Here is a 22,333-nt window from a genome sequence, read left to right as displayed (position 1 = left end):
CGGTCAGGCCATTGTTAATATTGCCGGGCTGCAATGTCAGCAGAGGGAGCCGTTCGGAAAGGAGTGCCCATGATGGAACAACAGCGCGTCTTATCCATTAAGGAATTGAACCGGTATATTCGGATGAAGATGGAGTCCGACCGGCTTCTGTCCGAAGTGTGGATTCGCGGTGAAATATCCAACTTTACACATCATTCCAGCGGTCATATGTATTTTACGCTGAAGGATGAGGGAAGCCGGATCAAGTGCATCATGTTCGCTTCCCATAATCAGCGCCTGCCCTTTGTTCCGAAGGAAGGCGCAAGAGTGATTGCCAGAGGCAATGTGACGGTCTATGAACGCGACGGTCAGTATCAGTTCTATGCCGTTCACATGCAGCCTGATGGGATTGGCAGCCTTTATCTGGCTTATGAGCAGCTTAAGAGCAAGCTGGAGGGAGAAGGACTGTTTGCCCAGGACCGTAAGCGCGAGCTGCCGAAGTATCCGCGAGTCATCGGTGTGATCACTTCTCCGACCGGAGCGGCGGTGAGAGACATTCTGACTACGCTGCAGCGGCGTTATCCGCTCGCGGCAGTGGTGCTCTATCCCGTGCTTGTGCAAGGCAAAGGAGCCGCTCCTTCCATCGTGCGGGCTATCCGCACGATGAATGAACAGGGCGAGGCCGACGTCCTGATCGTCGGGCGCGGCGGCGGCTCGCTGGAGGAGCTGTGGGCGTTCAATGAAGAGCAGGTCGCGCGTGCGATCTATCAGTCGGCGATTCCGGTCATCTCGGCCGTGGGGCACGAGACGGACTTTACGATCGCCGACTTTGTCGCCGACCTGCGCGCTGCTACGCCCACCGCCGCCGCCGAGCTCGCCGTGCCGCACACGGCCGAGCTGTCGGCCGAGCTGCGCCGGCGCGAGCGCCTGCTGCAGCAGAGCCTGCAGCACCGCGTGACGCGGGCGCGCGAGCGGCTGAGCCGGCTGCAAGCCTCGCCGGCGCTCAGGCAGCCGCAGCGGACGCTGCTCCAGCACGCAGAGCGGCTGGATGTGCTGCGCATGCGGCTCGAGGCCGCTTCGCAGGCGCGGCGGCAGCTCATTGCAGCCCGGCACGACCGGCTGCATCAGCGCCTGCTGCGCTATCATCCGCAGGAAGCGCTGCTGTATGCAAGACGCCGGCAGAGTGAGGCCGAGCGTCTGCTGAAGCAGGCGATGTCCGCTGTCCTGCGGGACAAGACCAAGCAGCTGGCGTCCGGCATTCGCCAGCTTGATGCGCTGAGCCCGCTTAAAGTGATGGCGCGGGGCTACAGCCTGGTCTATGACGAGGCAGGGGAACGTCTGATCAAGTCGCTGGGAGATGTCGAACCCGGCGACCGGATTACGGTAAAGGTTACAGACGGTGAATTGGATTGTCAGGTATGGGGAATGCGAAAGGGAAAGGAGAACGATCATGGCGAAGAAGAATCAGCCGGAGCAGGCTCAGCTTGAAGCGGAGCTGAATTTTGAAGAAGCAATGAATCAGCTTGAGGAAATTGTCAGTCATCTGGAGCGCGGAGAGGTTCCGTTGGAGCAAGCGATTGAGCTGTTTCAGCAAGGAATGCAGCTGTCGCAGCTGTGCGGACGGAAGCTGAGTCAGGTGGAGCGCAAGATCGAAATGATCGTTGAAGAGGATGGCGAAGCGGTAAAACGTCCGTTTCATTCGCCTGAAGAGGGGGATTTACTTGGATAAATCTCCTTTCGACTCCTATCTTCATGAAATTTCCGATTTGATCAGCTCCAGACTATCCCGGCTCATCCCCGAAGGGTGGGATGTTCCTGACAATCTGGTACAATCGATGAGTTATTCGTTGATGGCTGGAGGCAAGCGACTCCGGCCATTACTCGTCATTGCCGCGGCGGAATCACTGGGGGCAAGCCGTGAAGCGGCAGTCCCGGTCGCCTGTGCTGTGGAAATGGTACATACGTACTCCTTAATCCACGATGATTTGCCTGCCATGGATAATGATGACTATCGCAGAGGAAAGCCCACGAACCACAAGGTGTTCGGGGAAGCGATGGCGATCCTGGCAGGCGATGGCTTGCTGACGCATGCCTTTCACTTTGCTGTGGAGGCTGCGCGTTACGGCGTGCCTGCGGAAGCTGTGCTGGCGATCGTGGAGGAATTGTCACGCTATGGCGGTCCGGCCGGTATGGTTGGCGGACAGGCAGCGGATATGGAGGGCGAGCAGGGGCTTACAGATGCGGCGCATCTTCAATATATTCATGAGCACAAGACAGGCGATTTGATTGTGTTTTCCGTCAAGGCGGGAGGCAGAGTCGGAGTGGGAGATCAGGTCCAGCTTCAAGCGCTTGAGACCTATGGACGTGCGATCGGTCTTGCGTTCCAGATTCAGGATGACATCCTTGATCTTACCGGGGATGAATCGAAGCTCGGGAAGAAGACGCAAAGCGATATAAAGCAGGGGAAGGTAACCTACCCATACTTCCATGGGCTGGAGCAGTCCCGTGAAGAGGTCGTCCGATTGACTCGTGTTGCGAAGGAAGCGGTTACCGGCGGCAGTATTCCTGATCCTTTGCGTTTGGTGCAGATCGCGGATTACCTGCTGCAAAGAGATCACTGATGCCAGTTGCGGACTCTTAACCCGCAATATACCGGCGGAAATGGGCTATTTCACCAAACCAAGCTCATTGTGATATAATAAGGACTATTATTTACAGACGAAATTTACGGAAGAAAGCGGGGAATTCCTGTGCTGCTTTCAGAAATTAAAGGGCCTGAGGATATTAAAGAGCGCTCGATCGAAGAATTGGAGCCGCTTGCGGCCGAGGTTCGGCAATTTTTGATTGAGAAGCTATCGGTGACCGGCGGCCATCTGGCCTCCAATCTGGGCGTGGTTGAGCTGACCATTGCTTTGCATTATTGCTACAACAGTCCGCAGGATAAAATCATCTTCGACGTTGGCCATCAGGCTTATGTGCATAAAATATTGACGGGTCGGATGGATCAGTTTGACACTTTGCGCAAACAGCATGGCTTATGCGGCTTTGTTAAGCGATGCGAGAGCGAGCACGATGTGTGGGAAGCCGGACATAGCAGCACTTCATTATCCGCAGCGATGGGGATGGCCCTTGCCCGCGATCTCAAGGGAGAGCAGAACAAGGTTATCGCCGTGATCGGTGACGGAGCGCTGACCGGAGGGATGGCGTTTGAAGCACTGAACCATATCGGTCATGAGAAGAAGGACCTGATGGTCGTCCTTAATGATAATGAAATGTCGATTGCGCCGAATGTCGGTGCGATGCATAATTATTTGACCAAGCTTCGTTCTGACCGTAATTACTTGCGGGCCAAGGATGAAGTGGAACAGCTGTTGAAGAAAATTCCGGCGATCGGCGGCAAGCTGGCCAAGACGGCTGAAAGGCTGAAGGACAGCTTGAAGTACATGATGGTCTCGGGCGTATTGTTCGAGGAACTCGGATTCAAATATTTGGGTCCGATTGATGGTCATGACCTCCCGGGTCTGATCGAAGCATTTCATCAAGCGAATAATGTCAGCGGGCCTGTAATGGTACATGTGCTGACAACCAAGGGAAAGGGCTATTCGCCAGCGGAAGCGGATTCCTTCAAATGGCATGGAATCACGCCTTACAAAATTGAATCCGGTCAAGTGCTTAAGGCTGTTGGAAATCCGATGTATACGGATGTATTCGGCAAAACATTGATCGAGCTGGCTGAGCAGGATTCCCGAATTGTAGCCGTGACTCCGGCAATGCCGGGAGGATCGGGGCTATTAAAGTTTGCGGAACGCTTTCCGGACCGCATGATCGATGTGGGGATAGCTGAACAGCATGCCGCAACCATGTGCGCTGCTCTTGCAATGGAAGGGATGAAGCCGGTGTATGCCGTCTACTCCACCTTCATGCAGCGTGCCTATGACCAGATCGTTCATGACATTTGCCGCCATAATGCCAATGTGATGTTTGCGATTGACCGTGCCGGCTTTGTAGGGGCGGATGGAGAGACGCATCAGGGCGTATTTGATATCGCATTTATGCGTCATATTCCCAATATCGTTCTGATGATGCCTAAAGATGAAAATGAGCTGCGCCATATGATGAAGACGGCGCTTGATTATAATGAGGGTCCGATTGCTTTCCGCTATCCGCGGATCAATGTCCCTGGAGTGGAGCTGGACCCGGAGCTTCGTTCGTTGCCGATTGGCAGCTGGGAGCTGTTGCATGATACGGATGGACCGGTGCTGATCGCTGCGGGACCTATGGTGCAGGTTGCAGAAGAGGCTGCTGAGCTGTTGAAGCGGGATGGTATTCAGGCTGCGGTCGTCAATGCGCGGTTCCTCAAGCCGCTTGATGAGAACATGCTGCTTGGGCTTGCTCATCGCGGACAGCATCTGGTAATTATTGAAGAGGCTTCTGTCGCGGGAAGTCTCGGCAGTGCGGTGCTGGAGTTCTATGCGGCACAGGGGCTGTCAGGACTGGATATTTCATTGATGGGGGTTCCTGACCGATTTATTGAGCATGGCAGTATCAAGGAGCAGCTTGAGGAAGTGGGTCTGACCTCAGAGGCGATTGTTGAAGAAGTCAAACAGCATCGGTCTGCCGCTCATTCGTTTGGGCTGGCAAACAAGCTGTAATATTTATAATTATGAAAGTCAGGAGAATTGCATTGTCGATACCTAAAGAACGAATCGACGTCTTGCTAGTGGAGCAGGGCTTTTTCGAAAGCAGGGAGAAGGCAAAGGCCGCGATTATGGCCGGACTCGTCCTCAGCGGCTCGGAGCGTATTGAGAAGCCTGGCATGAAGGTGCCGCGCGATGTTCCGATTACGGTGAAAGGGGCTGTTCATCCTTATGTCAGCCGCGGCGGCCTGAAGCTGGAAAAGGCGCTGAAGCAGTTTGACATTGAGCTGAAGGGACGCGTCATGCTTGATATCGGTGCATCTACAGGCGGCTTCACGGACTGTGCGCTGCAGCACGGCGCCAGTTACGTCTATGCGATTGATGTCGGTTACAATCAGCTGGACTGGTCGCTTCGCAATGATCCGCGCGTGAATGTCAAGGAAAGAATAAATTTCCGTTATATGACGACTGCGGAATTGGACGGACCTGCACCGGATTTTGCCAGTATAGATGTGTCCTTTATTTCATTGAAAATGATTCTTCCGCCACTGCTTGAGCTGCTGCAGCGGCCGGCAGATATCGCCGCATTGATCAAGCCGCAGTTTGAGGCGGGGCGGGAGAAGGTGGGAAAGTCCGGTGTTGTCCGCGATCCGAAGGTGCACCAGGAGGTGCTGGAGACGGTTCTGAATGAAGCGGTCTCGCTCGGCTTTACCTTGGAGGGACTCACCTTTTCGCCGATTACCGGCGGAGAGGGAAATATCGAATTTTTGGCCCATTTGCGACTGAGCCCGGATACCGATTCTCCTGAGACCAAGCAGGATTATTCCGGATGGATTACAGAGATCTCGCGGAAAGCAGTCGAGGAAGCGAATCAGAAATTTCAATCGAACCCGTCGAAATGACGGGTTTTTACATATTGAAATCAGAACAAATGTTCCCTATAATAAGTTTATATCTTTCGTTCACTGTTGTTCAGACAGGAATTATTATCAATTCGTCGAATAATGAACGTGAGGTGATTGAATTGGGGAGCAGCTTTGACGGCTTTTTAATGGTTCTAATTGCCGCGTTCTTTGTGTATATCGGTTACCGCACCTTCCGTACCTGGGTACGCAGACCGTTCGGGCTAAAGTCAGGAATCGGGCTTGAGTTGAATGACCAGATTCTGGAGCACCCGGCAGTCGATTTGCTGGAGCAGGCCGGCTTTGAAGTGCTCAGCGACAAGCTGAAGATTCCCCTTGCCTTCCAGGTGGATGACCGGAAGCTGCACAGCAGGTTATTTATTGACTATATCGCAGCTAAAGACGGGGAATTCTATCTGGTGAGAACCGCAAGGGAACGGATGCCGGTAGAATGGACGGGAAGCGGGATCCGCAGAGATTTTCTGCCGTTTCTGCTGATGTATCCCGAGTGTGCCGGCGTATTGTATGTCGATGCGGAACAGAACCTTTTGAAGGAAATCACCTTAACGACTGACGAAGATGAAGACGTATCCGAACAACAACTAGCCGAAGAAGGCTTATGGAGGACGAAATGAAGGGTCAAAGACATATTAAGATTCGAGAGATTATTACAAACCGGGAAATTGAAACTCAGGATGAATTGGTGGAAGAGCTTCGTCGTGCCGGTTTTCAGGTTACCCAGGCAACGGTGTCTCGGGACATCAAGGAACTGATGCTGATCAAGGTGCCGACGGACAGCGGAACGTACAAGTATTCCCTGCCGACAGCTCAGCGCTATAACCCGGTTCAGAAGCTGCAACGCGCACTGGTGGACAGCTTTGTCGGGATTGATCATACAGGCAACTTGGTTGTGGTCAAATGTCTTCCAGGTACGGCTAATTCCGTAGCCGTATTGTTTGATAATATGGAATGGCCGGATTTACTGGGGACGATTTGCGGCGATGATACCATTTTAATGATTTGCCGTAACGAGGATTACAGTAACTATATTATTGATCAAATCATGGGCTTCATCTCTTAAGATGTGCCTTTGATTTATTTTCTTTTCATTTTCTCTGCTGCTGAAGGGAGCTGTCGTGTTCTATGCTAGTCCATTTGTCTATCCGGAATTTGGCGGTAGTGGAAGCTGTGGATATTACCTTTCATTCCGGATTTCATGTGCTGACCGGGGAGACCGGTGCAGGTAAATCCATTATTATTGATGCACTTGGGCTTATTGCGGGAGGAAGGGGCTCTGCCGACTTGATCCGTTATGGATGTGAACGGGCCGAGATTGAGGCTGCCTTTGATCTGCCCCAAGGGCATCGATCCTGGCAAGCGCTTGCGGAATTCGGGATCTCCGCTGATCCGGAGGAATCCTTGATTATTCGGCGGGAGATCGGTATTCATGGCAAAAGCACGGCAAGGATTAACGGGCAATTAGTCAATCTGTCAATGCTGCGTGAGGTTGGTGAAGCACTGATCAATATTCATGGTCAGCATGAACATCAGACACTGCTCCGGCCGGAGAGACATCTGGACCTACTTGATGCTTATGGCGCCGAGCTGATCGGTCCGCGCAAGGCTGAATATCAGGCGGCTTATGCTGCTTTTATTAAGATTAATAAAGAATGGAACGAGCTTCGCGGAACGAACCAGCAGGCTCTGCAAATGCTCGATTTGTATCGGTTCCAGCTGGAGGAAATTGCTTCCGCAAAATTAAAAGCGGGAGAAGATGAATGGTTATCCCAGGAAAAGCTCAAACTATCACATAGCGAGAAAATGATGGACTCCGTCTCTCAAGCTTATGACCTGCTGTATGGATCCCAAGGACTTGAAGCAGTAGCCAAAGCGATCTCCCGGTTGAATGAGGTGTCCTCCTTCGACCGGACGTCCATGGAACCGCTTTTGGAGCAGCTGCAGACCGCTTATTACCAGTTGGAGGACGCCGCGTTCGGTCTTCGTTCCTACCGGGAGCAGATCGAATTTAATCCTGAACGGCTGGAAGAAGTGGAGGACAGACTGGATCTGATTTCTACCATGCGGAGAAAATACGGGGATTCCATTGAAGGGATCCTTGAATACTACGATAAAATTCGCCGTGAGACGGATACACTGGAGAATAAGGATGAGCTGTTGGAGAAGCTTCAAGCACAGCGCGAGCAGCTCCTGAAGCAATTGTTGAAGGAGGCTGCGGAGCTGAGTAAGGTCCGGCAGCTTAAAGCACGAGAGCTTGCTGAACAGATCGAGCATGAATTGAAGGAGCTGCAAATGGGGCGCACCTCCATTCAGGTCAAGCTTGGACTTCATGAGGATCCTCATGGAGTGGAATGGGAAGGGCGCAAAGTACGCCCGGGCAAGCAGGGAATGGATACGGCTGAATTTTTGATCTCTCCGAACCCGGGAGAGCCGCTTCGGCCGCTAAGCAAGATTGCTTCCGGCGGTGAGCTCTCTCGGATTATGCTTGCGCTGAAGAGTATTTTTGCAAGACATGACGATGTGCCCGTGCTTATTTTTGATGAGGTGGATACGGGTGTCAGCGGTCGTGCTGCTCAATCCATCGCGGACAAGCTGTTTCGGTTATCCCGTTCTTGTCAGGTATTCTCGATTACCCATCTGCCGCAGGTTGCCTGTATGGCGGATGGCCAATACTTGATCGAGAAGGTCGTTGACGGAGATCGAACGATGACGCGAGTAGAGGAGTTAAATGAGGATGGCAGGGTGCGCGAGCTTGCACGGATGCTTGGAGGAGTCGAGATTACGGAGAAGACGACCCATCATGCACATGAAATGCTGAACCTCGCCAGGGCTCAAAAAGAGCTGCTGTAATGGAAGACGCTTCCTTTTTGAAAATGTTTATTTGACTGCGGGAACAATGATTGACAGTAATAAATGACCTGACCCGGGGTATCTTATAGGTACGCAATTGGCGACCACTTTTCGTCAAGCGAAAGAAGCCAAGGGAGTGTGACAGCCATTGAACCCGAACCTCAGGATCAGATTGCTTGGCCTTTTAACTGCATTCATTATCAGTCTTATCGGTACATCGGTTGCCGAAGGCCGACTATCGCCTTTTCCGGATGAGCTTAATTTGCTGCAAGGGCACGCCAGGCAACTCAATGTCGCCTTGCCGGTGCAGGCAAGTGTCAGTGTGGACCGGCCGGATGTAGTAAGATTGAATGGCAGTGCGGAGACGACGAGCGTCTCGATCGGAAGCCCGTTAGAGCTGTCCCCGCTTCAGAGCGGTGTAGCCAAGTTGAATATGAAATTATTCGGTCAAATTCCCCTGAAGACGGTAAAAGTCAATGTGATTCCGGATTTGAAGGTGATTCCCGGTGGACAGACGATCGGTGTGAAGGTAAAGTCGGCAGGCATTCTGGTCGTTGGTCATCATCAAGTCATCGGTGACAACAATCAAAAATCCTCGCCAGGAGAAGAAGCGGGGATTCAAGTCGGAGATCTGATAACACATTTAAATGGGGTTTCGCTTAAGGAAGTTAAGGACGTTGCCCAAATTGCGGGAGAAGCGGGAAAGAACAAGAAGCCAATCAAGGTAACACTAACGCGCGCAGGCCAGAAGATTCAAGCATCAATACGACCTGCTTATGACAAACAGGACGGGGCTTGGAGGCTAGGACTTTATATTCGCGACTCCGCCGCAGGGGTAGGTACACTGACGTTCTATGCCCCGGATCAAGGCGTATATGGAGCATTGGGACATGTCATCACGGATATGAACACTCAGACTCCGATCGTCGTCGGCAGCGGCCAAATTCTACAGTCAAGCGTTACTTCGATTGCAAAGAGTGAAAGCGGAGAGCCAGGAGAGAAACGCGCTCATTTCATTAGGGAAGGTAAAACCTTAGGAACGATCGAACGAAACACGCATTTCGGCATTTTTGGGAAAATGACTCAAAATCCCGAGCATAGTGTATATCAAGAATCGATTCCGGTAGCATTTTCGGATGAGATCAAGGAAGGTCCTGCGGAAATTCTTACCGTCGTGGAGGGTCAGCGGGTTGAGCGCTATAAGGTCGAAATCGTTCACGTATCCAAGCAGAACGCCCCTCAGACGAAAGGGATCGTCTTGCGGATCACGGACTCCAGACTTATTGAGAAGACCGGAGGGATTGTTCAAGGCATGAGCGGAAGCCCCATTATCCAGAACGGGAAGCTAATTGGAGCTGTAACTCATGTGTTCGTCAATGATCCTAAATCAGGCTATGGCTGCTTCATTGAGTGGATGCTGCAGGATGCGGGAATCATCCAGGGGAGCTCCAAGAACGGAGAACAAAATCTTAAGGCGGGATAATCGCCTTAAGATTTTTTGTTGCCCGCCGATAATAGTAAATGGGCCGAGTTCAGGGGAATCTGTCGAAATAAATGGAAAGGAATCGCAATATGTAGATAAATATGTAATTATATCCTAATGGACTAAAAAAATAAAGAAAAATAATTTTCGACAGAAGGAATTTACTTCTGCATGTCGAAACCTTATTCTGGAAGAGAAAAGATAAAATCTTATTTAATTACTTAAGGAGGCAGAAAGTCAGTGCAGAAAATTGAAGTGTTGTTGGCGGATGATAACCGTGAATTCACAAATTTGCTCGCGGAATATATTTCGGGGCAGGACGATATGATCGTCTCAGGAATTGCATACAATGGTGAAGAAGTTCTGGAGATGATCAACAATGCTTCAAAGGTTCCGGACGTACTAATTCTGGACATTATTATGCCTCACCTGGACGGGCTTGGTGTATTGGAGCGCCTGCGTGATCTGAACCTGAACCCTCAGCCGAAGATTATTATGCTGACGGCTTTTGGGCAGGAGAACATTACACAGCGTGCTGTGCAGCTCGGGGCATCGTATTACATCCTTAAGCCATTTGACATGGAAGTGTTGGCTAACCGTATTCGCCAGCTTGTGGGAGTCCAGTCAAGTGTGAGCACAACTCAGACCTCATTTGCGAAATCCAACGTAGTACCTCTGGGCAAGGGTAAAAATCTGGACGCCAATATTACATCCATCATTCATGAAATCGGTGTTCCTGCCCATATTAAAGGCTACCAATATCTTCGAGAAGCAATCACCATGGTGTATAACAATATTGAAATACTGGGAGCAATTACGAAAACACTTTATCCGGCGATTGCCGAGAAATTCAAGACAACGCCTTCCCGTGTGGAACGCGCCATTCGCCATGCCATTGAGGTGGCCTGGACACGCGGCAACATCGACTCGATTAGTCATCTGTTCGGCTATACGATCAACATCAGTAAGTCCAAGCCAACTAACAGCGAGTTCATCGCAATGGTCGCTGACAAGCTGAGAATCGAGCATAAGGTATCGTGAAAGGGTAAGGACTCTTCTGGGGACAAGGAATAGTGGAATGTAAATGAATCAAGCTCCTTTATTGGTCGAGAAATTTTACCAGTGAGGGGGCTTTTTTCGTGACATTTTATTTCGTCCTCGTTTGTGTTCTTCAACTTCTATTGGTCTTAGGACCTGGTTCAGATATCCTTTATAAAAATTCACAGAACAGCCATACATGCCAATCTGTAGGCAGAAAGGCTGGTTTTAGATGAGAACCGTCGAATTCGCAGATAATAATTTCTGTGAATTGTTTCGATTGATAGGCAGGGGAGCCTTATTACCTAACATGCTATGTAAATGAGTATTGTAAGATTCAGGATAGTGTACTATAATTTAAAACGGTTCTCCTGTTGAAATTTATCAATTTATGATAAATTGACTATTTCTATGATAATTTAATAATTCGGCAAACCTATTGAAAAGTAGGGACGCAAAGCTATAGGGACTAAATCCGGTAAGGATAAGTCAGCCAGTTGCAGGTAGTAATTGGTGAAGAATGGGCGCAAGTTCCATTATTCACTATTTTTTTTGTTTACTTCATAGATTGAGAGGAGAATGGAGAGTGCCAGATGATGACTACAGCAAGAATTCGGTTCAAACTTTTTTCCCAAGTGAAAATGGAAACAAGGAAGAAAGGCAACGATTTTTACAGCTTATTGAGCAGTTAGTTGCAGGTGTGGATCGTCTTAAAAACCCTGAAGGGGTGAATCTGCTTGGAGAAAAGCAGCGCTCCGATACGTTCTACAAGGATTTGATTCAGACGAGCACGATACCAGACGATAGTATGAAGCAAGAAGAGGTCAACGAACGGTTGTTAAACCTTCTACATAACCATCCGTATCATTCAAAGTATTTTCTGACGAATATTTTGCCTATGGCAAGCGTTCCGGGTATTCTCGGTATGATTGCAGCGTTTCTGGTAAATGGCAACAATCTTTGGGATGTTTACGGTCCAGCCGGAGCTGAAGCCGAGGTTCGGGTGATCAGCATGATGTCCAAGCTTGTTGGCTATGATGCCGCTCAAAGCGGGGGCTACACCACATGGGGAGGACAGGGGGCGATCTTCACGGGATTGAGACTGGCTATCGCCAAGTTTGCCCCAGATGCTCCGCGCAAAGGTGTCCCTGGACATTTTTATACATTCTGCTCGGAATCGGCTCACTACAGTCTGTTCAAATCAATGGAGGCAACAGGCCTTGGCAGCGATCGCTTGATCAAGGTGCGGACTACTCCTGATAGCGCTATGGATGTTGAAGACCTTCGTCGAAAGATGGAGCAGGTCATCGCGAATGGCGGTGTTCCAATCTACATTGTGGCAACAACCGGGACAACAGATGCCATGGGTATTGACGATGTGGAGCAGATCCTTTATACGGCCTCGGAGATTGCGGCCAAGCATGGGCTTCAGCGGCCGCATATTCATGCAGATTCTGCGCTTGGCGGTTTTTTTGCATTCTTTCGTGAATATGATTTTACTGCTAATCCGTTGGAGTTTAAGCCCCATGTACTGGATGCGTTGCAGCGAATTCAGGGTAAAATGAAGCATTTATCTCTGGCGGATTCGCTCTGCTTCGATTTCCAAAAGCTTGGACAAACCCCTTACCTGACCAGTTTATTCCTGGTCAAGCATGCTGACGATCTGCGTTTAATTGATCTGGCGGAAGAAGAGACGCCTTACGTCGGCCATCGTGGATATGGCGAATATCATACAGGCTATACCCTTGAATGCTCTCGTATGGCAAGCTCGATCAGTATTTATAGTGCGCTTCTCGCATTTGGAGTGAAGGGCTACCAGTGTCTGCTTGCTCAGTTTGTGGAAGTCAATCTGGCGTTTCGCGAGGCGTTGCGCCGGGACGTGCCTCAAGCGGTCATTGTGAATGATGATAATCCGGGCATTGTGACGCTGTTCCGTATTTATCCGGATGGACAAAATGGCTTTCAAGCCGAGTTGTCCGGTGCTTGCTCGTTGGCCGATATTGAACGGACGAATCGTTTTAATGAGCAGTTATTCGAGGTGTTGGGCAATCAGCGCGATCGAATCTTTTTTGGAGACACGAAAAAGCATCTGGTGGTGCAGACACGTGAAGGAAGCAGTTCGACTCTTTACGCCTCGAAAATTTTTGTGATTTCTCCTTATACGGAAGTCGCTCACGTGCAGGAGATTGTTCAATATCTCAAACAGAATATCGATAAGGTATTTCAATTACACGCTGATAACCTACACACAATCGGGAGGTAGACAAGGTGGGACAACAAGCTTCTTTAACTTCAAAAAAATCAGTATTTGGCTGGTTGAATAGCCGTATTTCACTTAAGATGATGAGCAGCATGATCGGATTAATAATCCTTATATGTGCGGTTTTCTCAGTGACCGAGTATCAAATCAGCAACAGATTGACCAGCAAGCTTGAAGGACAGTTTGACCTAAGACTTGCAAGCAGTATCCAGTCTATCGGCACTTATCTGGATTCGATTCCAGAGCATGTCGAGGATATAGATGGGTTAACTAGCGACAGCTATATCAAAATCAAAGCTGAACTGCAACGGATCCTTGAGACGGATGCTTTGGAGAATGTCTATATTCTTAGCAACAATACGGGCAAAGAGCAAATCGTTGTTCTGACGGGTGTGGATGATGATTACGGGACTGATTATGCCTTTACTGACGAAATGAAAAGTGCGATTGAGAACCAGACGAGAACCTACAGCACGATTTATAAGGATGAGTATGGCACGCATAAGTCTGTTTTCCTTCCTTTAAAGGATCGGAATGGACAAGCATTAGGAATCGCCGGTATCGACATTGATGCATCCATCGTTCCGGAAACCAGAACATTTATTTTCTGGACGACCGCTTTCATTGTGCTCGGGGTTGTCGTGGTTGGCGCAGCAGTGGCTTATGTGATCAGCCGAAGCATAACCCGCCCGATTGCCCTGCTTGTTCGCGCAACGGAGAAGGTAGCGGGTGGGGATCTCACGGAGGAGCTTGTGCTTAAGCGCACAGACGAAATTGGGCAATTGGCAAATACGTTTGAACTGATGCGTCGCAATCTGGAATCATTGATTCGGAAAGTTTCGGCTTCCTCGAAGATCTTCTCGACAACAAGTGGAAAGCTGTACCAATCGGCCGATGAAATGGGGGCAAGCTCGCAGCAGGTGGCTTCTTCAATGAATAGTATGAATGAAGGCGTGTCCGAGGTTGTGGTATCTATTACGGAGAGTACTTCTTCTATCGTTGAAGTAAATGCAGATCTGGCCAAGGTAACCGACGAAGTCAAGAATATGCAGGAAATGGCCTACGAGGTAAGCTCGCATTCGCAGGACGGTCAGGATCTTGTAGAGAAGACGTTGAATCAAATGAATGTTATCCAGCAGGAAATGCAGCACTCACAAGATGCGGCTGTTCAGCTTGATTTGCGCTCCAAGGAGATTGGAGAGATTATTACGCTGATTACAAACATTGCAGGACAAACCAATTTGCTTGCGCTGAATGCATCTATTGAAGCAGCGCATGTCGGCGAGTATGGCAAGGGCTTTGCAGTCGTTGCAGGAGAGGTCAAGAAGCTGGCGGAGCAATCCTCGGATGCGGCGAATTCGATTACCGAGCTAATCAGCAGCACGCAGCAGGACAGCCAGTCTGTACTCTCTAGCATCGCCCAAGGCTACCATGCGGTAGAGCAAGGGCAGACATGGATTCATGAGATGTTTGAGAACTTTAAGGTCATCTTTAACGGAGTTTCCTCGTTCTCTACTCAAATTGACCATTTGAAGAATGCGCTGGATAAAGCGGATAAGTCCTTTGAGATGATTACAGAGTCTATGCAAAAGATTTCCGGAATCACAGAGGAGCAATCGGCCGGATATGAAGAGGTTGGTGCAGCTGTGCAAGAACAAAGCGCAACGATTCAGGAAATCACCGGCGCGATCCGGAATTTGTCGCAGATGGCTGCGGATTTACAGCAATCCGTGCAAAGCTTCAAAGTATCCTAATTCATTATTTACAAGCAAAACAGGAGAATGCGGAGCCAGTGCTCGTTATTCTCCTGTTTTTTATACTGTGTAAAAAGACTATCCATTTTCTACCGTTTGCTTGTCACCGCTGGGGCATTGGGCTCCTCGCTGTCCGGGATAAGATAATGTGGTAAAATAAAGAGATTAAGGGGTCGTCATAGGTCCCGTTTAGGAGGCAAAATATGCAACAGGGAGAACTGAGGCAAGGCACAGAGGAGCGCAACCAAGGATTGCTTCAATTGCTTGAACTCCCCGGACTCCAGGAGGAGGACCGCCTGAAGATTCAAGCGTTACTGGAGCAGCTTACCGCTCTGCAAGCAGAGAATACGCGGCTGCGCAAGACGATCCATCGATTATCCGCAGGCAATAAACCAAAGATGTCTACAAAGCTGAAGGAAGCCTTGTATGAATAAATAAAAAATCTTTCCCGCGTTCATAGCAGGAAAGATTTTTGCTTCTATTTGACCGGGGATGTGAACATTACACTCTGAGACCCCGTCCTTTTTTTCTCGGACCGACATAATTACGCTTCTTATCCCGGAAGTAGATCCAGCCGGCAAGGAAGGAAATACCGGCAGCGAATAATAGCAACCCCAATAGAAATTCGCCCCACTGAAAGGATGTCTGGACGAGTTCATCGTCACCGTGCTGGACCATATAATCAAACAGGGCATCCTTGATTTTAAGGAATCCGATCATAGCGGCAATGCCGGGGATGACCAGAATGAGGATCGCAATAAATCGGGATAGTATCAACTTCATCGGCTTGATCATCCTCCGCATGTCAATGTTACATTTATCATACAATTTTCCTGAAGGGCTGTCTATTGCCAGGCTTCCCCGCTTATTTGTAATACGATAAAAACGAGGTACAATGGAACAAGAATACTATACAAGAATGGTGGAGAGTAGAATATGGCGATTCATTGCGACGTAGCCGTGCTGGGCGGAGGAACGGGTGGTTATATAGCAGCGATCCGTGCGGCTCAAGCGGGCAAGCAGGTTGTGATTATTGAGCAGGACAAGCTGGGAGGGACATGCCTGCACCGGGGATGTATTCCAAGTAAGGCGCTGCTCCGCAGTGCGGAACTGTATGCTCAGATGAAAAATAGCGAGGAGTACGGTATTGCCAGCAGCGAGGTTACGCTTGTATATCCAAAGGTGCAGCAGCGCAAGCAGGCAATCGTCGATCAATTACATAAAGGCGTTCAGGCCCTGATGCGTAAAAACAAGATCCAGGTGATCGAAGGAAGGGGGCGCGTTATCGGACCTTCAATCTTCTCGCCAAAAAGCGGAGCCGTTGCGGTTGAGCTCAACAATGATGAGATGGAGACGGTTGTTCCGGCTAACCTGATTATCGCGACAGGCTCTCGCCCGCGGACTCTGGCCGGCTTACAGCCGGACGGTGTCCATGTGTTGAGCAGTGATGAAGCATTGACGCTGGAGGAATTGCCTGCATCCATATTAATCGTGGGCGGCGGAGTCATCGGCGTAGAATGGGCCTCTCTGCTCCATGATTTCGGTGTGCGTGTGACACTGGTTGAAGCGGCGGATCAATTGCTTCCGTCTGAGGATGGCGAAATCTCTCGTGAGCTGCGCAAGCAGCTGGAGCGCCGGGGGATTACGGTTATGACGGGTGTCAAGGTGTTGGCAGAAACTTATGAGACCACGAAGCAAGGCATTCAGATCTCGATTCAGGACGGGGAGAATAATGAACGCCTTGAGGCTGATAAGCTTCTTGTATCCATCGGACGCCAGGCTAATGTGGAGAATATCGGGCTGGAGAATACCGATATTGCTTTGACAAAAGAGGGCTACATTCGGGTAAATGAGCAAATGCAGACCACGGAGCCGCACATCTATGCCATCGGCGACTGTATTGGCGGTCTCCAGCTGGCCCATGCGGCGAGTCACGAAGGACTGATCGCTGTTGGACATATGACAGGGGAGACTTCTCATACCTATGAGGAATCCCAGGTTCCCCGCTGTGTATATACCCGCCCTGAAGTGGCATCCGTTGGATATACCGAGCAGGAAGCCAAAAAGAAGGGACGGAATACGAAGACAGCCAAGGTTCCATTTGCAGCGATTGGAAAAGCGCTTGTTCAAGGTGAGAAGGAAGGTTTCTTGAAGCTGGTGGCTGATGCGGATACAGACGATTTGATCGGTGTTCAAATTATCGGAGCCCATGCGACCGAGTTGATCGCCCAAGCGGCACTGGCACAATTGCTGGATGCAAGCCCTTGGGAGATTGGACAAGCGGTCTTTGCGCATCCTTCCTTGTCGGAAATCTTTGGTGAAGCAGCGCTCGCTGTCGATGGCCGTGCCCTCAACCTGTAAGTTTTATAAGTTTATTTTCCTTTTTGCCGGAAAGGGATTATAATAAGGTTATTCCAAGTCTTAGTACCAGGTTATAAGATGAGCATTAACCCCTAAGATGAGGGCCAACAAAAGGAGGTAACTCCCATGAATTCAAATCATTTAACGGAAGCTCAGACAGAAGCGAAGCATAAGCAGCTCGGGTTGTCGGATGAGCAAGTCGTCGACATGTACAAATATATGCTGCTTGCGCGGAAGTTTGATGAGCGTAATTTGCTTCTGCAGCGGGCAGGGAAGACTAATTTTCACGTGTCAGGGATCGGGCAGGAAACGGCGCAGGTAGCATCGGCCTTTGCGTTGGATCGGGAACGGGATTATTTTCTCCCTTATTACCGTGACTATGGCTTCGTATTGTCCGTGGGCATGACCTTGACCGAGCTCATGATGTCTGCCTTTGCGAAGGCAGGCGATCCGAACAGCGGAGGCCGTCAGATGCCAGGTCATTTCGGCAGCAAGCGTCTCAGAATCGTGACCGGCTCAAGTCCGGTAACGACACAGGTTCCGCATGCCGTAGGCATTGCATTGGCTGCGAAAATGCAGAAGAAGGATATCGTCTCTTACGTAACCTTCGGCGAAGGCTCCAGCAACCAAGGGGATTTTCACGAAGGACTGAACTTTGCCGGAGTACAGAAGCTGCCGGTCATATTTATGTGTGAAAACAACCAATATGCAATCTCCGTTCCCGTTCGCAAGCAGCTTGGAGGCAAGGTATCGGATCGTGCGCTTGGCTATGGTTTCCCAGGAATCAGAGTGGATGGCAACGATGCGCTTGAGGTCTATAGTGTTGTCAAGGAAGCCAGAGAACGCGCGATCCGCGGGGAAGGTCCTACCTTGATTGAAGCGATGATGTATCGCCTCTCCCCTCATTCCACGTCCGATAATGATCTGGCTTACCGGACCAAAGAGGAAGTCGAAGAGAACTGGAAGCAGGACGGGATTCCAAGAATGAAGACCTATTTGATCGATCAAGGCCTTTGGAGCGAGGAGCAGGACGAAGCATTGGCCCGGGAGATTTCGGAGCAGTTGAAGGAAGCGATCGCAGCTGCGGAGAATTCACCATTCCCGAAACCGGAGGATACACTGCTGCACGTCTATGCCGGAGATGAGGAGGTGTCGGCATGGCGGTAATGGAATATATCGACGCTATTCGGCTGGCGATGAAGGAAGAAATGGAACGGGATGAAGCCGTATTTGTGCTTGGAGAGGATGTCGGGGTAAAAGGCGGCGTCTTTACGACGACCAAAGGTCTTCAAGAGCAGTTCGGCGAGCTGAGAGTACTGGATACTCCCCTTGCAGAATCGGCGATTGCCGGTGTCGCAATTGGTGCCGCCATGTATGGAATGAAGCCGATTGCCGAAATGCAATATTCGGACTTTATGCTGCCTGCCACGAATCAAATTATTAGCGAAGCGGCAAAAATTCGTTACCGTTCCAATAATGATTGGAGTTGTCCGGTGGTTGTCCGTGCGCCGATTGGCGGCGGGATTTTCGGAGGCTTGTACCACTCCCAATGTCCGGAGTCGATCTTCTTTGGAACACCGGGACTCAAGATTGTGGCGCCATATTCTGCATATGATGCCAAGGGTCTGTTGAAAGCGGCAATTCGCGATCCGGATCCGGTCTTATTCTTTGAGAATAAAAAGTGCTACAAGCTGATCAAGGAGGATGTCCCTGAGGATGATTACATCGTTCCCATCGGCAAAGCAAATGTACTGCGTGAAGGTAGCGATATTACCGTGATCGGTTACAGCCTTCCGCTGCACTTTGCCATGCAGGCTGCAGAAGAGCTTGCAAATGAGCAAGGCATCAGCGCGCATATTCTGGATCTGCGCAGCTTGCAGCCGCTGGATCGTGAAGCGATCATTGCCGCCGCCCGCAAAACAGGCAAGGTCCTCATTATTCATGAGGACAACAAGACAGGAGGCGTTGGTGCGGAAGTATCGGCGATCATCGCAGAAGGATGCTTGTTCGAGCTGGATGCGCCGATTCAGCGTCTTTGCGGTCCGGATGTACCGGCCATGCCGATTAGCCCGCCGATGGAGAAGTTCTTTATGCTGAGCAAGGATAAAGTGAAGGACGCGATGCTGCAGCTTGCGCTTTTTTAAGATTATAGAATCTTTGCATGATCAGCGAAGCTGAACTTTAATCGAAAGGAAAACTTCCGCGATTGCGGTCTGCCTCTTAGCCACGGGCTAGGCAGATGTTTTTCTTAACGAATAGGAGTGAATGAGAGATGTCATCTCACAAGCAAGTAATCGATGTCGTCATGCCGCAGCTGGCTGAATCGCTTGTGTCGGCAACGATTGGAAAATGGCTCAAGAAGCCAGGAGATACAGTTGAGCAATATGAGCCGATCTGTGAAGTCATCACCGATAAGGTAAATGCAGAGATTCCTTCTACCGTTGACGGTGTGATGGGGGAACTGCTCGCAGCTGAGGGTGAAGAGGTGGCCGTTGGCCAGGCGATCTGCCGGATGGAGATCACCGCTTCACCGGAGGTTTCTACCCAGGAAGAAGCCGATCAAAGGGCAGCTCAAGCTGAGCCGAAGCGGGAAGCCGGCTCGTCGAGAGGACATGCTGATGAATCGCAGCGAGGCCGCTATTCTCCAGCGGTGCATACACTGGCTGCGGAGTATGGAGTTGATCTTGCTCAAGTTCAGGGAACCGGACTTGGCGGACGAATTACCCGCAAGGATGTCCTTGCTTTCGCAGAGAACGGAGGAGGCAAGTCCGCTCCGATGGCTCATCTGCATAGTACAACGGCAGCCATGCCGCCTATGGCGCCGGCACCAAGTCCAGGCACCATCTCGGCTGACCTGGGCAGTGCAGCATTTGAGCCGGTCCGTCATTCCGGCCTGCATCTGACGGAGACGCCCAAGATTCCTACGATTGAGGTTGAGAGCGGGGATCGCTCGGAATACTTTATCGATGTTACGCCAATTCGCAACACGATTGCGACAAGGATGCGCCAGAGCGTCTCGGAGATTCCGCATGGCTGGATGATGATCGAAGTTGACGTGACCAATCTGGTCCAGTTGCGCAATAAGATCAAGGATGAGTTCAAGCGTAAGGAAGGCGTTAATTTAACCTACCTTGCCTTCCTGCTCAAAGCTGTAGTCAGCGCAATCAAGGACTATCCGATCATGAACTCGGTATGGGCAGTTGATAAAATTATCGTAAAGCGGGATATCAATATTTCTCTTGCCGTTGGTACGGAAGATTCCGTGCTTACACCGGTAATCAAGAAGGCGGATCAGAAAAATATCGCCGGGCTTGCCCGCGAAATCGATGAGCTTGCGACTAAGGTTCGCGCCGGCAAGCTCAAGCTCGATGATATGCAGGGCGGTACGTTTACAGTCAATAATACAGGCTCGTTCGGGTCGATTCTGACCCAGCCGATTATCAACTACCCGCAAGCTGCGATCCTTACCTTTGAATCGATTGTGAAGAAGCCGGTGGTGATCAATGATATGATTGCGGTACGTTCGATGGCGAATCTGTGCCTCTCCCTGGATCATCGTATTTTGGATGGGGTCATTTGCGGACGCTTTATGCAGCGTGTGAAGGATAATATGGAGAGCTATTCCTTGGAAACCCAGGTGTATTAATCTCGGATATCAGAATAAGCTAATGAATGAGAAGCAGCAGCAGGTACCTAACTTGCTGCTGCTTCGGCATCTGCTGAAGTACGGCGGAGAAGGGTCAGGAGCTTAGCGTAAAAAGAACGGCTCAAGCAATGCGACCAGCGTGGAACCCACCATCGCAAATAACATCAAATAGATAACGATTTTAAACCACTTGTTTTTCTTCATAAAAATAGGGTCCTCCTTAAAAATGCTTGTACACAATATATTATCGTAAAACGGAAAGCGGGGAAAGTTTTGTGATCAACAAGGATCGAGTAATTGAGCTCTTTCTGGAGCTGGTGCAAATTGACAGTGAAACCCGGAATGAACGCCAGATCGCAGATGTATTAAAGGAAAAGTTTACTGCGCTCGGACTAACGGTGACTGAGGATGATTCGGCTGGCCGAACAGGTCATGGAGCCGGAAATTTAATTGCTACGCTTCCTGCTAATGAAGCTGGCGGCGCAGGGATCCCGCTCTTGTTCACCTGCCATATGGATACAGTGGCGCCGGGGGAAGGCATCAAGCCGGTCATTGGAGAAGATGGTTGGATTCAAAGTGATGGAACAACGATTCTTGGAGCAGATGATAAGGCCGGGATTGCCGTTTTGCTTGAGGTGATTCAGAGCCTGCAGGAACAGCAATTATCCCATGGCCAGCTCCAGTTTGTCATTACCGTTGGAGAGGAAATGGCACTGACAGGCTCTCGTGCGATGAATCCGGAATTGCTTGAAGGGAAATACGGCTTTGCGCTGGACTCCAATGGTGAGGTTGGCTCTATTTGTGTCGGTGCTCCGACCCGGGCGCAAATTGATATTGAGATTTTCGGCAAATCTGCGCATGCCGGTGTGAATCCGGAAGATGGGATCAGCGCGATCCAGGTGGCAGGCAAGGCGATTTCGCGGATGAAGTTGGGGCGGATTGACGAGACAACGACGGCTAATATTGGGAAATTTGAAGGTGGCGGGGAGACGAATGTCGTTACCGATTATGTGAAGCTGTATGCCGAAGCTCGCAGCACCTCGCAAGCGAAGATAGAAGCGCAAATTAAGCAGATGCGCGAAGCGGTGGAATCAGCTTGTACGGAATTTGGCACGCGTGGGGAATTCCACAGTCAGATTGCCTATCCTGCATTTCATTTTGAGGAAGGCGACGAGGTCGTGCAGCTGGCCAAGCGTGCCGCAGCCCAATTGGGATTGTCAGGAACAACCTTTATTTCCGGCGGCGGAAGTGATGCCAATGTATTTAATGGCCACGGAATTCCTACCGTGAATCTGGCGGTCGGCTATGAGCATATCCATACCACGGCAGAAAGAATCCGCAGGCAAGATATCGAAGGTCTGGCTGAATATGTGCTTGAGATTATCGCGCAGTCGAGCAAATAACC

Annotated in this window: 20 protein-coding genes and 1 riboswitch; of the genes, 18 read left to right on the top strand and 2 right to left on the bottom strand. The window is 50.2% G+C overall.

What is annotated here, in order from left to right; genetic code table 11:
* Positions 1 to 72 precede the first annotated feature (72 nt).
* From xseA to KI362_RS13510, 13 genes are all read left to right on the top strand, one after another.
* On the top strand, positions 73 to 1,467 hold the full coding sequence (xseA, locus tag KI362_RS13570; RefSeq protein WP_301627713.1) for an exodeoxyribonuclease VII large subunit: 1,395 nt from the start codon (positions 73 to 75) through the stop codon (positions 1,465 to 1,467).
* A complete protein-coding gene (xseB, locus tag KI362_RS13565) occupies positions 1,430 to 1,708 on the top strand; it encodes an exodeoxyribonuclease VII small subunit (RefSeq protein WP_301627712.1) in 279 nt (92 codons plus the stop codon). Before xseA ends, xseB begins: the two co-directional genes overlap by 38 nt.
* A complete protein-coding gene (locus KI362_RS13560) occupies positions 1,701 to 2,600 on the top strand; it encodes a polyprenyl synthetase family protein (protein ID WP_301627711.1) in 900 nt (299 codons plus the stop codon). The genes xseB and KI362_RS13560 overlap by 8 nt, the downstream gene beginning before the upstream one ends.
* Before the next feature lie 129 nt (positions 2,601 to 2,729).
* The gene (dxs, locus tag KI362_RS13555; protein WP_301627710.1) at positions 2,730 to 4,631 is read left to right on the top strand and encodes a 1-deoxy-D-xylulose-5-phosphate synthase; all 1,902 of its coding nucleotides are present in this window, start codon (positions 2,730 to 2,732) and stop codon (positions 4,629 to 4,631) included.
* Positions 4,632 to 4,663: 32 nt separating this feature from the next.
* Positions 4,664 to 5,518, top strand: a complete 855-nt coding sequence (locus KI362_RS13550) for a TlyA family RNA methyltransferase (protein ID WP_301627709.1) — start codon at positions 4,664 to 4,666, stop codon at positions 5,516 to 5,518.
* Positions 5,519 to 5,547: 29 nt separating this feature from the next.
* A complete protein-coding gene (locus KI362_RS13545) occupies positions 5,548 to 6,153 on the top strand; it encodes a hypothetical protein (RefSeq protein ID WP_301627708.1) in 606 nt (201 codons plus the stop codon).
* Positions 6,150 to 6,599: a transcriptional regulator AhrC/ArgR gene (ahrC, locus tag KI362_RS13540; protein ID WP_044479106.1), complete on the top strand. Its 450-nt coding sequence runs from the start codon at positions 6,150 to 6,152 to the stop codon at positions 6,597 to 6,599. The genes KI362_RS13545 and ahrC overlap by 4 nt, the downstream gene beginning before the upstream one ends.
* Positions 6,600 to 6,661: 62 nt before the next feature.
* Positions 6,662 to 8,386 carry a DNA repair protein RecN gene (gene recN / locus KI362_RS13535; protein ID WP_301627707.1) on the top strand — a complete coding sequence of 575 codons (1,725 nt, stop codon included), beginning with the start codon at positions 6,662 to 6,664 and terminating at the stop codon, positions 8,384 to 8,386.
* 148 nt (positions 8,387 to 8,534) lie between these two features.
* Entirely contained in the window at positions 8,535 to 9,869 is a 1,335-nt protein-coding gene (gene spoIVB, locus KI362_RS13530; RefSeq protein WP_301627705.1) for a SpoIVB peptidase, read from the top strand.
* Between the two features lie 240 nt (positions 9,870 to 10,109).
* Positions 10,110 to 10,910, top strand: a complete 801-nt coding sequence (spo0A, locus tag KI362_RS13525) for a sporulation transcription factor Spo0A (protein WP_044479103.1) — start codon at positions 10,110 to 10,112, stop codon at positions 10,908 to 10,910.
* A gap of 416 nt (positions 10,911 to 11,326) precedes the next feature.
* A riboswitch (cyclic di-GMP riboswitch) is annotated at positions 11,327 to 11,412 on the top strand.
* 81 nt (positions 11,413 to 11,493) lie between these two features.
* A complete protein-coding gene (locus KI362_RS13520; protein ID WP_301627703.1) occupies positions 11,494 to 13,170 on the top strand; it encodes a pyridoxal phosphate-dependent decarboxylase family protein in 1,677 nt (558 codons plus the stop codon).
* Between the two features lie 5 nt (positions 13,171 to 13,175).
* Entirely contained in the window at positions 13,176 to 14,921 is a 1,746-nt protein-coding gene (locus KI362_RS13515) for a methyl-accepting chemotaxis protein (protein ID WP_301627701.1), read from the top strand.
* A 203-nt stretch (positions 14,922 to 15,124) separates the two neighbouring features.
* The gene (locus KI362_RS13510; protein WP_301627699.1) at positions 15,125 to 15,355 is read left to right on the top strand and encodes a hypothetical protein; all 231 of its coding nucleotides are present in this window, start codon (positions 15,125 to 15,127) and stop codon (positions 15,353 to 15,355) included.
* 67 nt (positions 15,356 to 15,422) lie between these two features.
* On the opposite strand, the gene KI362_RS13505 is transcribed toward KI362_RS13510, so the two are convergent.
* Positions 15,423 to 15,704: a DUF2627 domain-containing protein gene (locus tag KI362_RS13505; protein ID WP_044479982.1), complete on the bottom strand. Its 282-nt coding sequence runs from the start codon at positions 15,702 to 15,704 to the stop codon at positions 15,423 to 15,425.
* Between the two features lie 153 nt (positions 15,705 to 15,857).
* On the opposite strand from KI362_RS13505, the gene lpdA reads away from it, so the two are divergent.
* The 4 genes from lpdA to KI362_RS13485 all read left to right on the top strand — a co-directional run bounded on the left by lpdA (position 15,858) and on the right by KI362_RS13485 (position 20,928).
* Positions 15,858 to 17,282 (top strand): dihydrolipoyl dehydrogenase, encoded by a 1,425-nt coding sequence (lpdA, locus tag KI362_RS13500; RefSeq protein WP_301627697.1) that lies wholly within the window; start codon positions 15,858 to 15,860, stop codon positions 17,280 to 17,282.
* 126 nt (positions 17,283 to 17,408) lie between these two features.
* Positions 17,409 to 18,449, top strand: a complete 1,041-nt coding sequence (locus KI362_RS13495; protein WP_301627695.1) for a thiamine pyrophosphate-dependent dehydrogenase E1 component subunit alpha — start codon at positions 17,409 to 17,411, stop codon at positions 18,447 to 18,449.
* The gene (locus KI362_RS13490) at positions 18,440 to 19,426 is read left to right on the top strand and encodes an alpha-ketoacid dehydrogenase subunit beta (RefSeq protein ID WP_301627693.1); all 987 of its coding nucleotides are present in this window, start codon (positions 18,440 to 18,442) and stop codon (positions 19,424 to 19,426) included. Before KI362_RS13495 ends, KI362_RS13490 begins: the two co-directional genes overlap by 10 nt.
* Positions 19,427 to 19,554: 128 nt before the next feature.
* Positions 19,555 to 20,928: a dihydrolipoamide acetyltransferase family protein gene (locus KI362_RS13485; protein WP_301627691.1), complete on the top strand. Its 1,374-nt coding sequence runs from the start codon at positions 19,555 to 19,557 to the stop codon at positions 20,926 to 20,928.
* 102 nt (positions 20,929 to 21,030) lie between these two features.
* On the opposite strand, the gene prli42 is transcribed toward KI362_RS13485, so the two are convergent.
* Positions 21,031 to 21,132, bottom strand: coding sequence for a stressosome-associated protein Prli42 (gene prli42 / locus KI362_RS13480; RefSeq protein ID WP_212941922.1), 102 nt, complete (start codon positions 21,130 to 21,132; stop codon positions 21,031 to 21,033).
* 71 nt (positions 21,133 to 21,203) lie between these two features.
* On the opposite strand from prli42, the gene KI362_RS13475 reads away from it, so the two are divergent.
* Complete coding sequence (locus tag KI362_RS13475) at positions 21,204 to 22,331, top strand: M20/M25/M40 family metallo-hydrolase (protein WP_301627689.1); 1,128 nt, start codon at positions 21,204 to 21,206, stop codon at positions 22,329 to 22,331.
* Positions 22,332 to 22,333: the final 2 nt, after the last annotated feature.

The organism is Paenibacillus apis, assembly GCF_018333295.1.
Classification (GTDB): Bacteria; Bacillota; Bacilli; order Paenibacillales; family Paenibacillaceae; genus Fontibacillus; species Fontibacillus antibioticophila.
Note: the sequence above shows the minus strand (reverse complement) of the source record. Positions and strands in the feature narration are given on the sequence as shown.

Coding starts and splice junctions, on each gene's coding strand:
- KI362_RS13490 (WP_301627693.1), top strand. CDS start 18,440: ATGGCGGTAATGGAATATATCGACGCTATTCGGCTGGCGATGAAGGAA.
- lpdA (WP_301627697.1), top strand. CDS start 15,858: ATGGCGATTCATTGCGACGTAGCCGTGCTGGGCGGAGGAACGGGTGGT.
- KI362_RS13495 (WP_301627695.1), top strand. CDS start 17,409: ATGAATTCAAATCATTTAACGGAAGCTCAGACAGAAGCGAAGCATAAG.
- ahrC (WP_044479106.1), top strand. CDS start 6,150: ATGAAGGGTCAAAGACATATTAAGATTCGAGAGATTATTACAAACCGG.
- xseB (WP_301627712.1), top strand. CDS start 1,430: ATGGCGAAGAAGAATCAGCCGGAGCAGGCTCAGCTTGAAGCGGAGCTG.
- prli42 (WP_212941922.1), bottom strand. CDS start 21,132: ATGAAGAAAAACAAGTGGTTTAAAATCGTTATCTATTTGATGTTATTT.
- recN (WP_301627707.1), top strand. CDS start 6,662: ATGCTAGTCCATTTGTCTATCCGGAATTTGGCGGTAGTGGAAGCTGTG.
- KI362_RS13510 (WP_301627699.1), top strand. CDS start 15,125: ATGCAACAGGGAGAACTGAGGCAAGGCACAGAGGAGCGCAACCAAGGA.
- KI362_RS13485 (WP_301627691.1), top strand. CDS start 19,555: ATGTCATCTCACAAGCAAGTAATCGATGTCGTCATGCCGCAGCTGGCT.
- KI362_RS13505 (WP_044479982.1), bottom strand. CDS start 15,704: ATGAAGTTGATACTATCCCGATTTATTGCGATCCTCATTCTGGTCATC.
- KI362_RS13545 (WP_301627708.1), top strand. CDS start 5,548: ATGTTCCCTATAATAAGTTTATATCTTTCGTTCACTGTTGTTCAGACA.
- xseA (WP_301627713.1), top strand. CDS start 73: ATGGAACAACAGCGCGTCTTATCCATTAAGGAATTGAACCGGTATATT.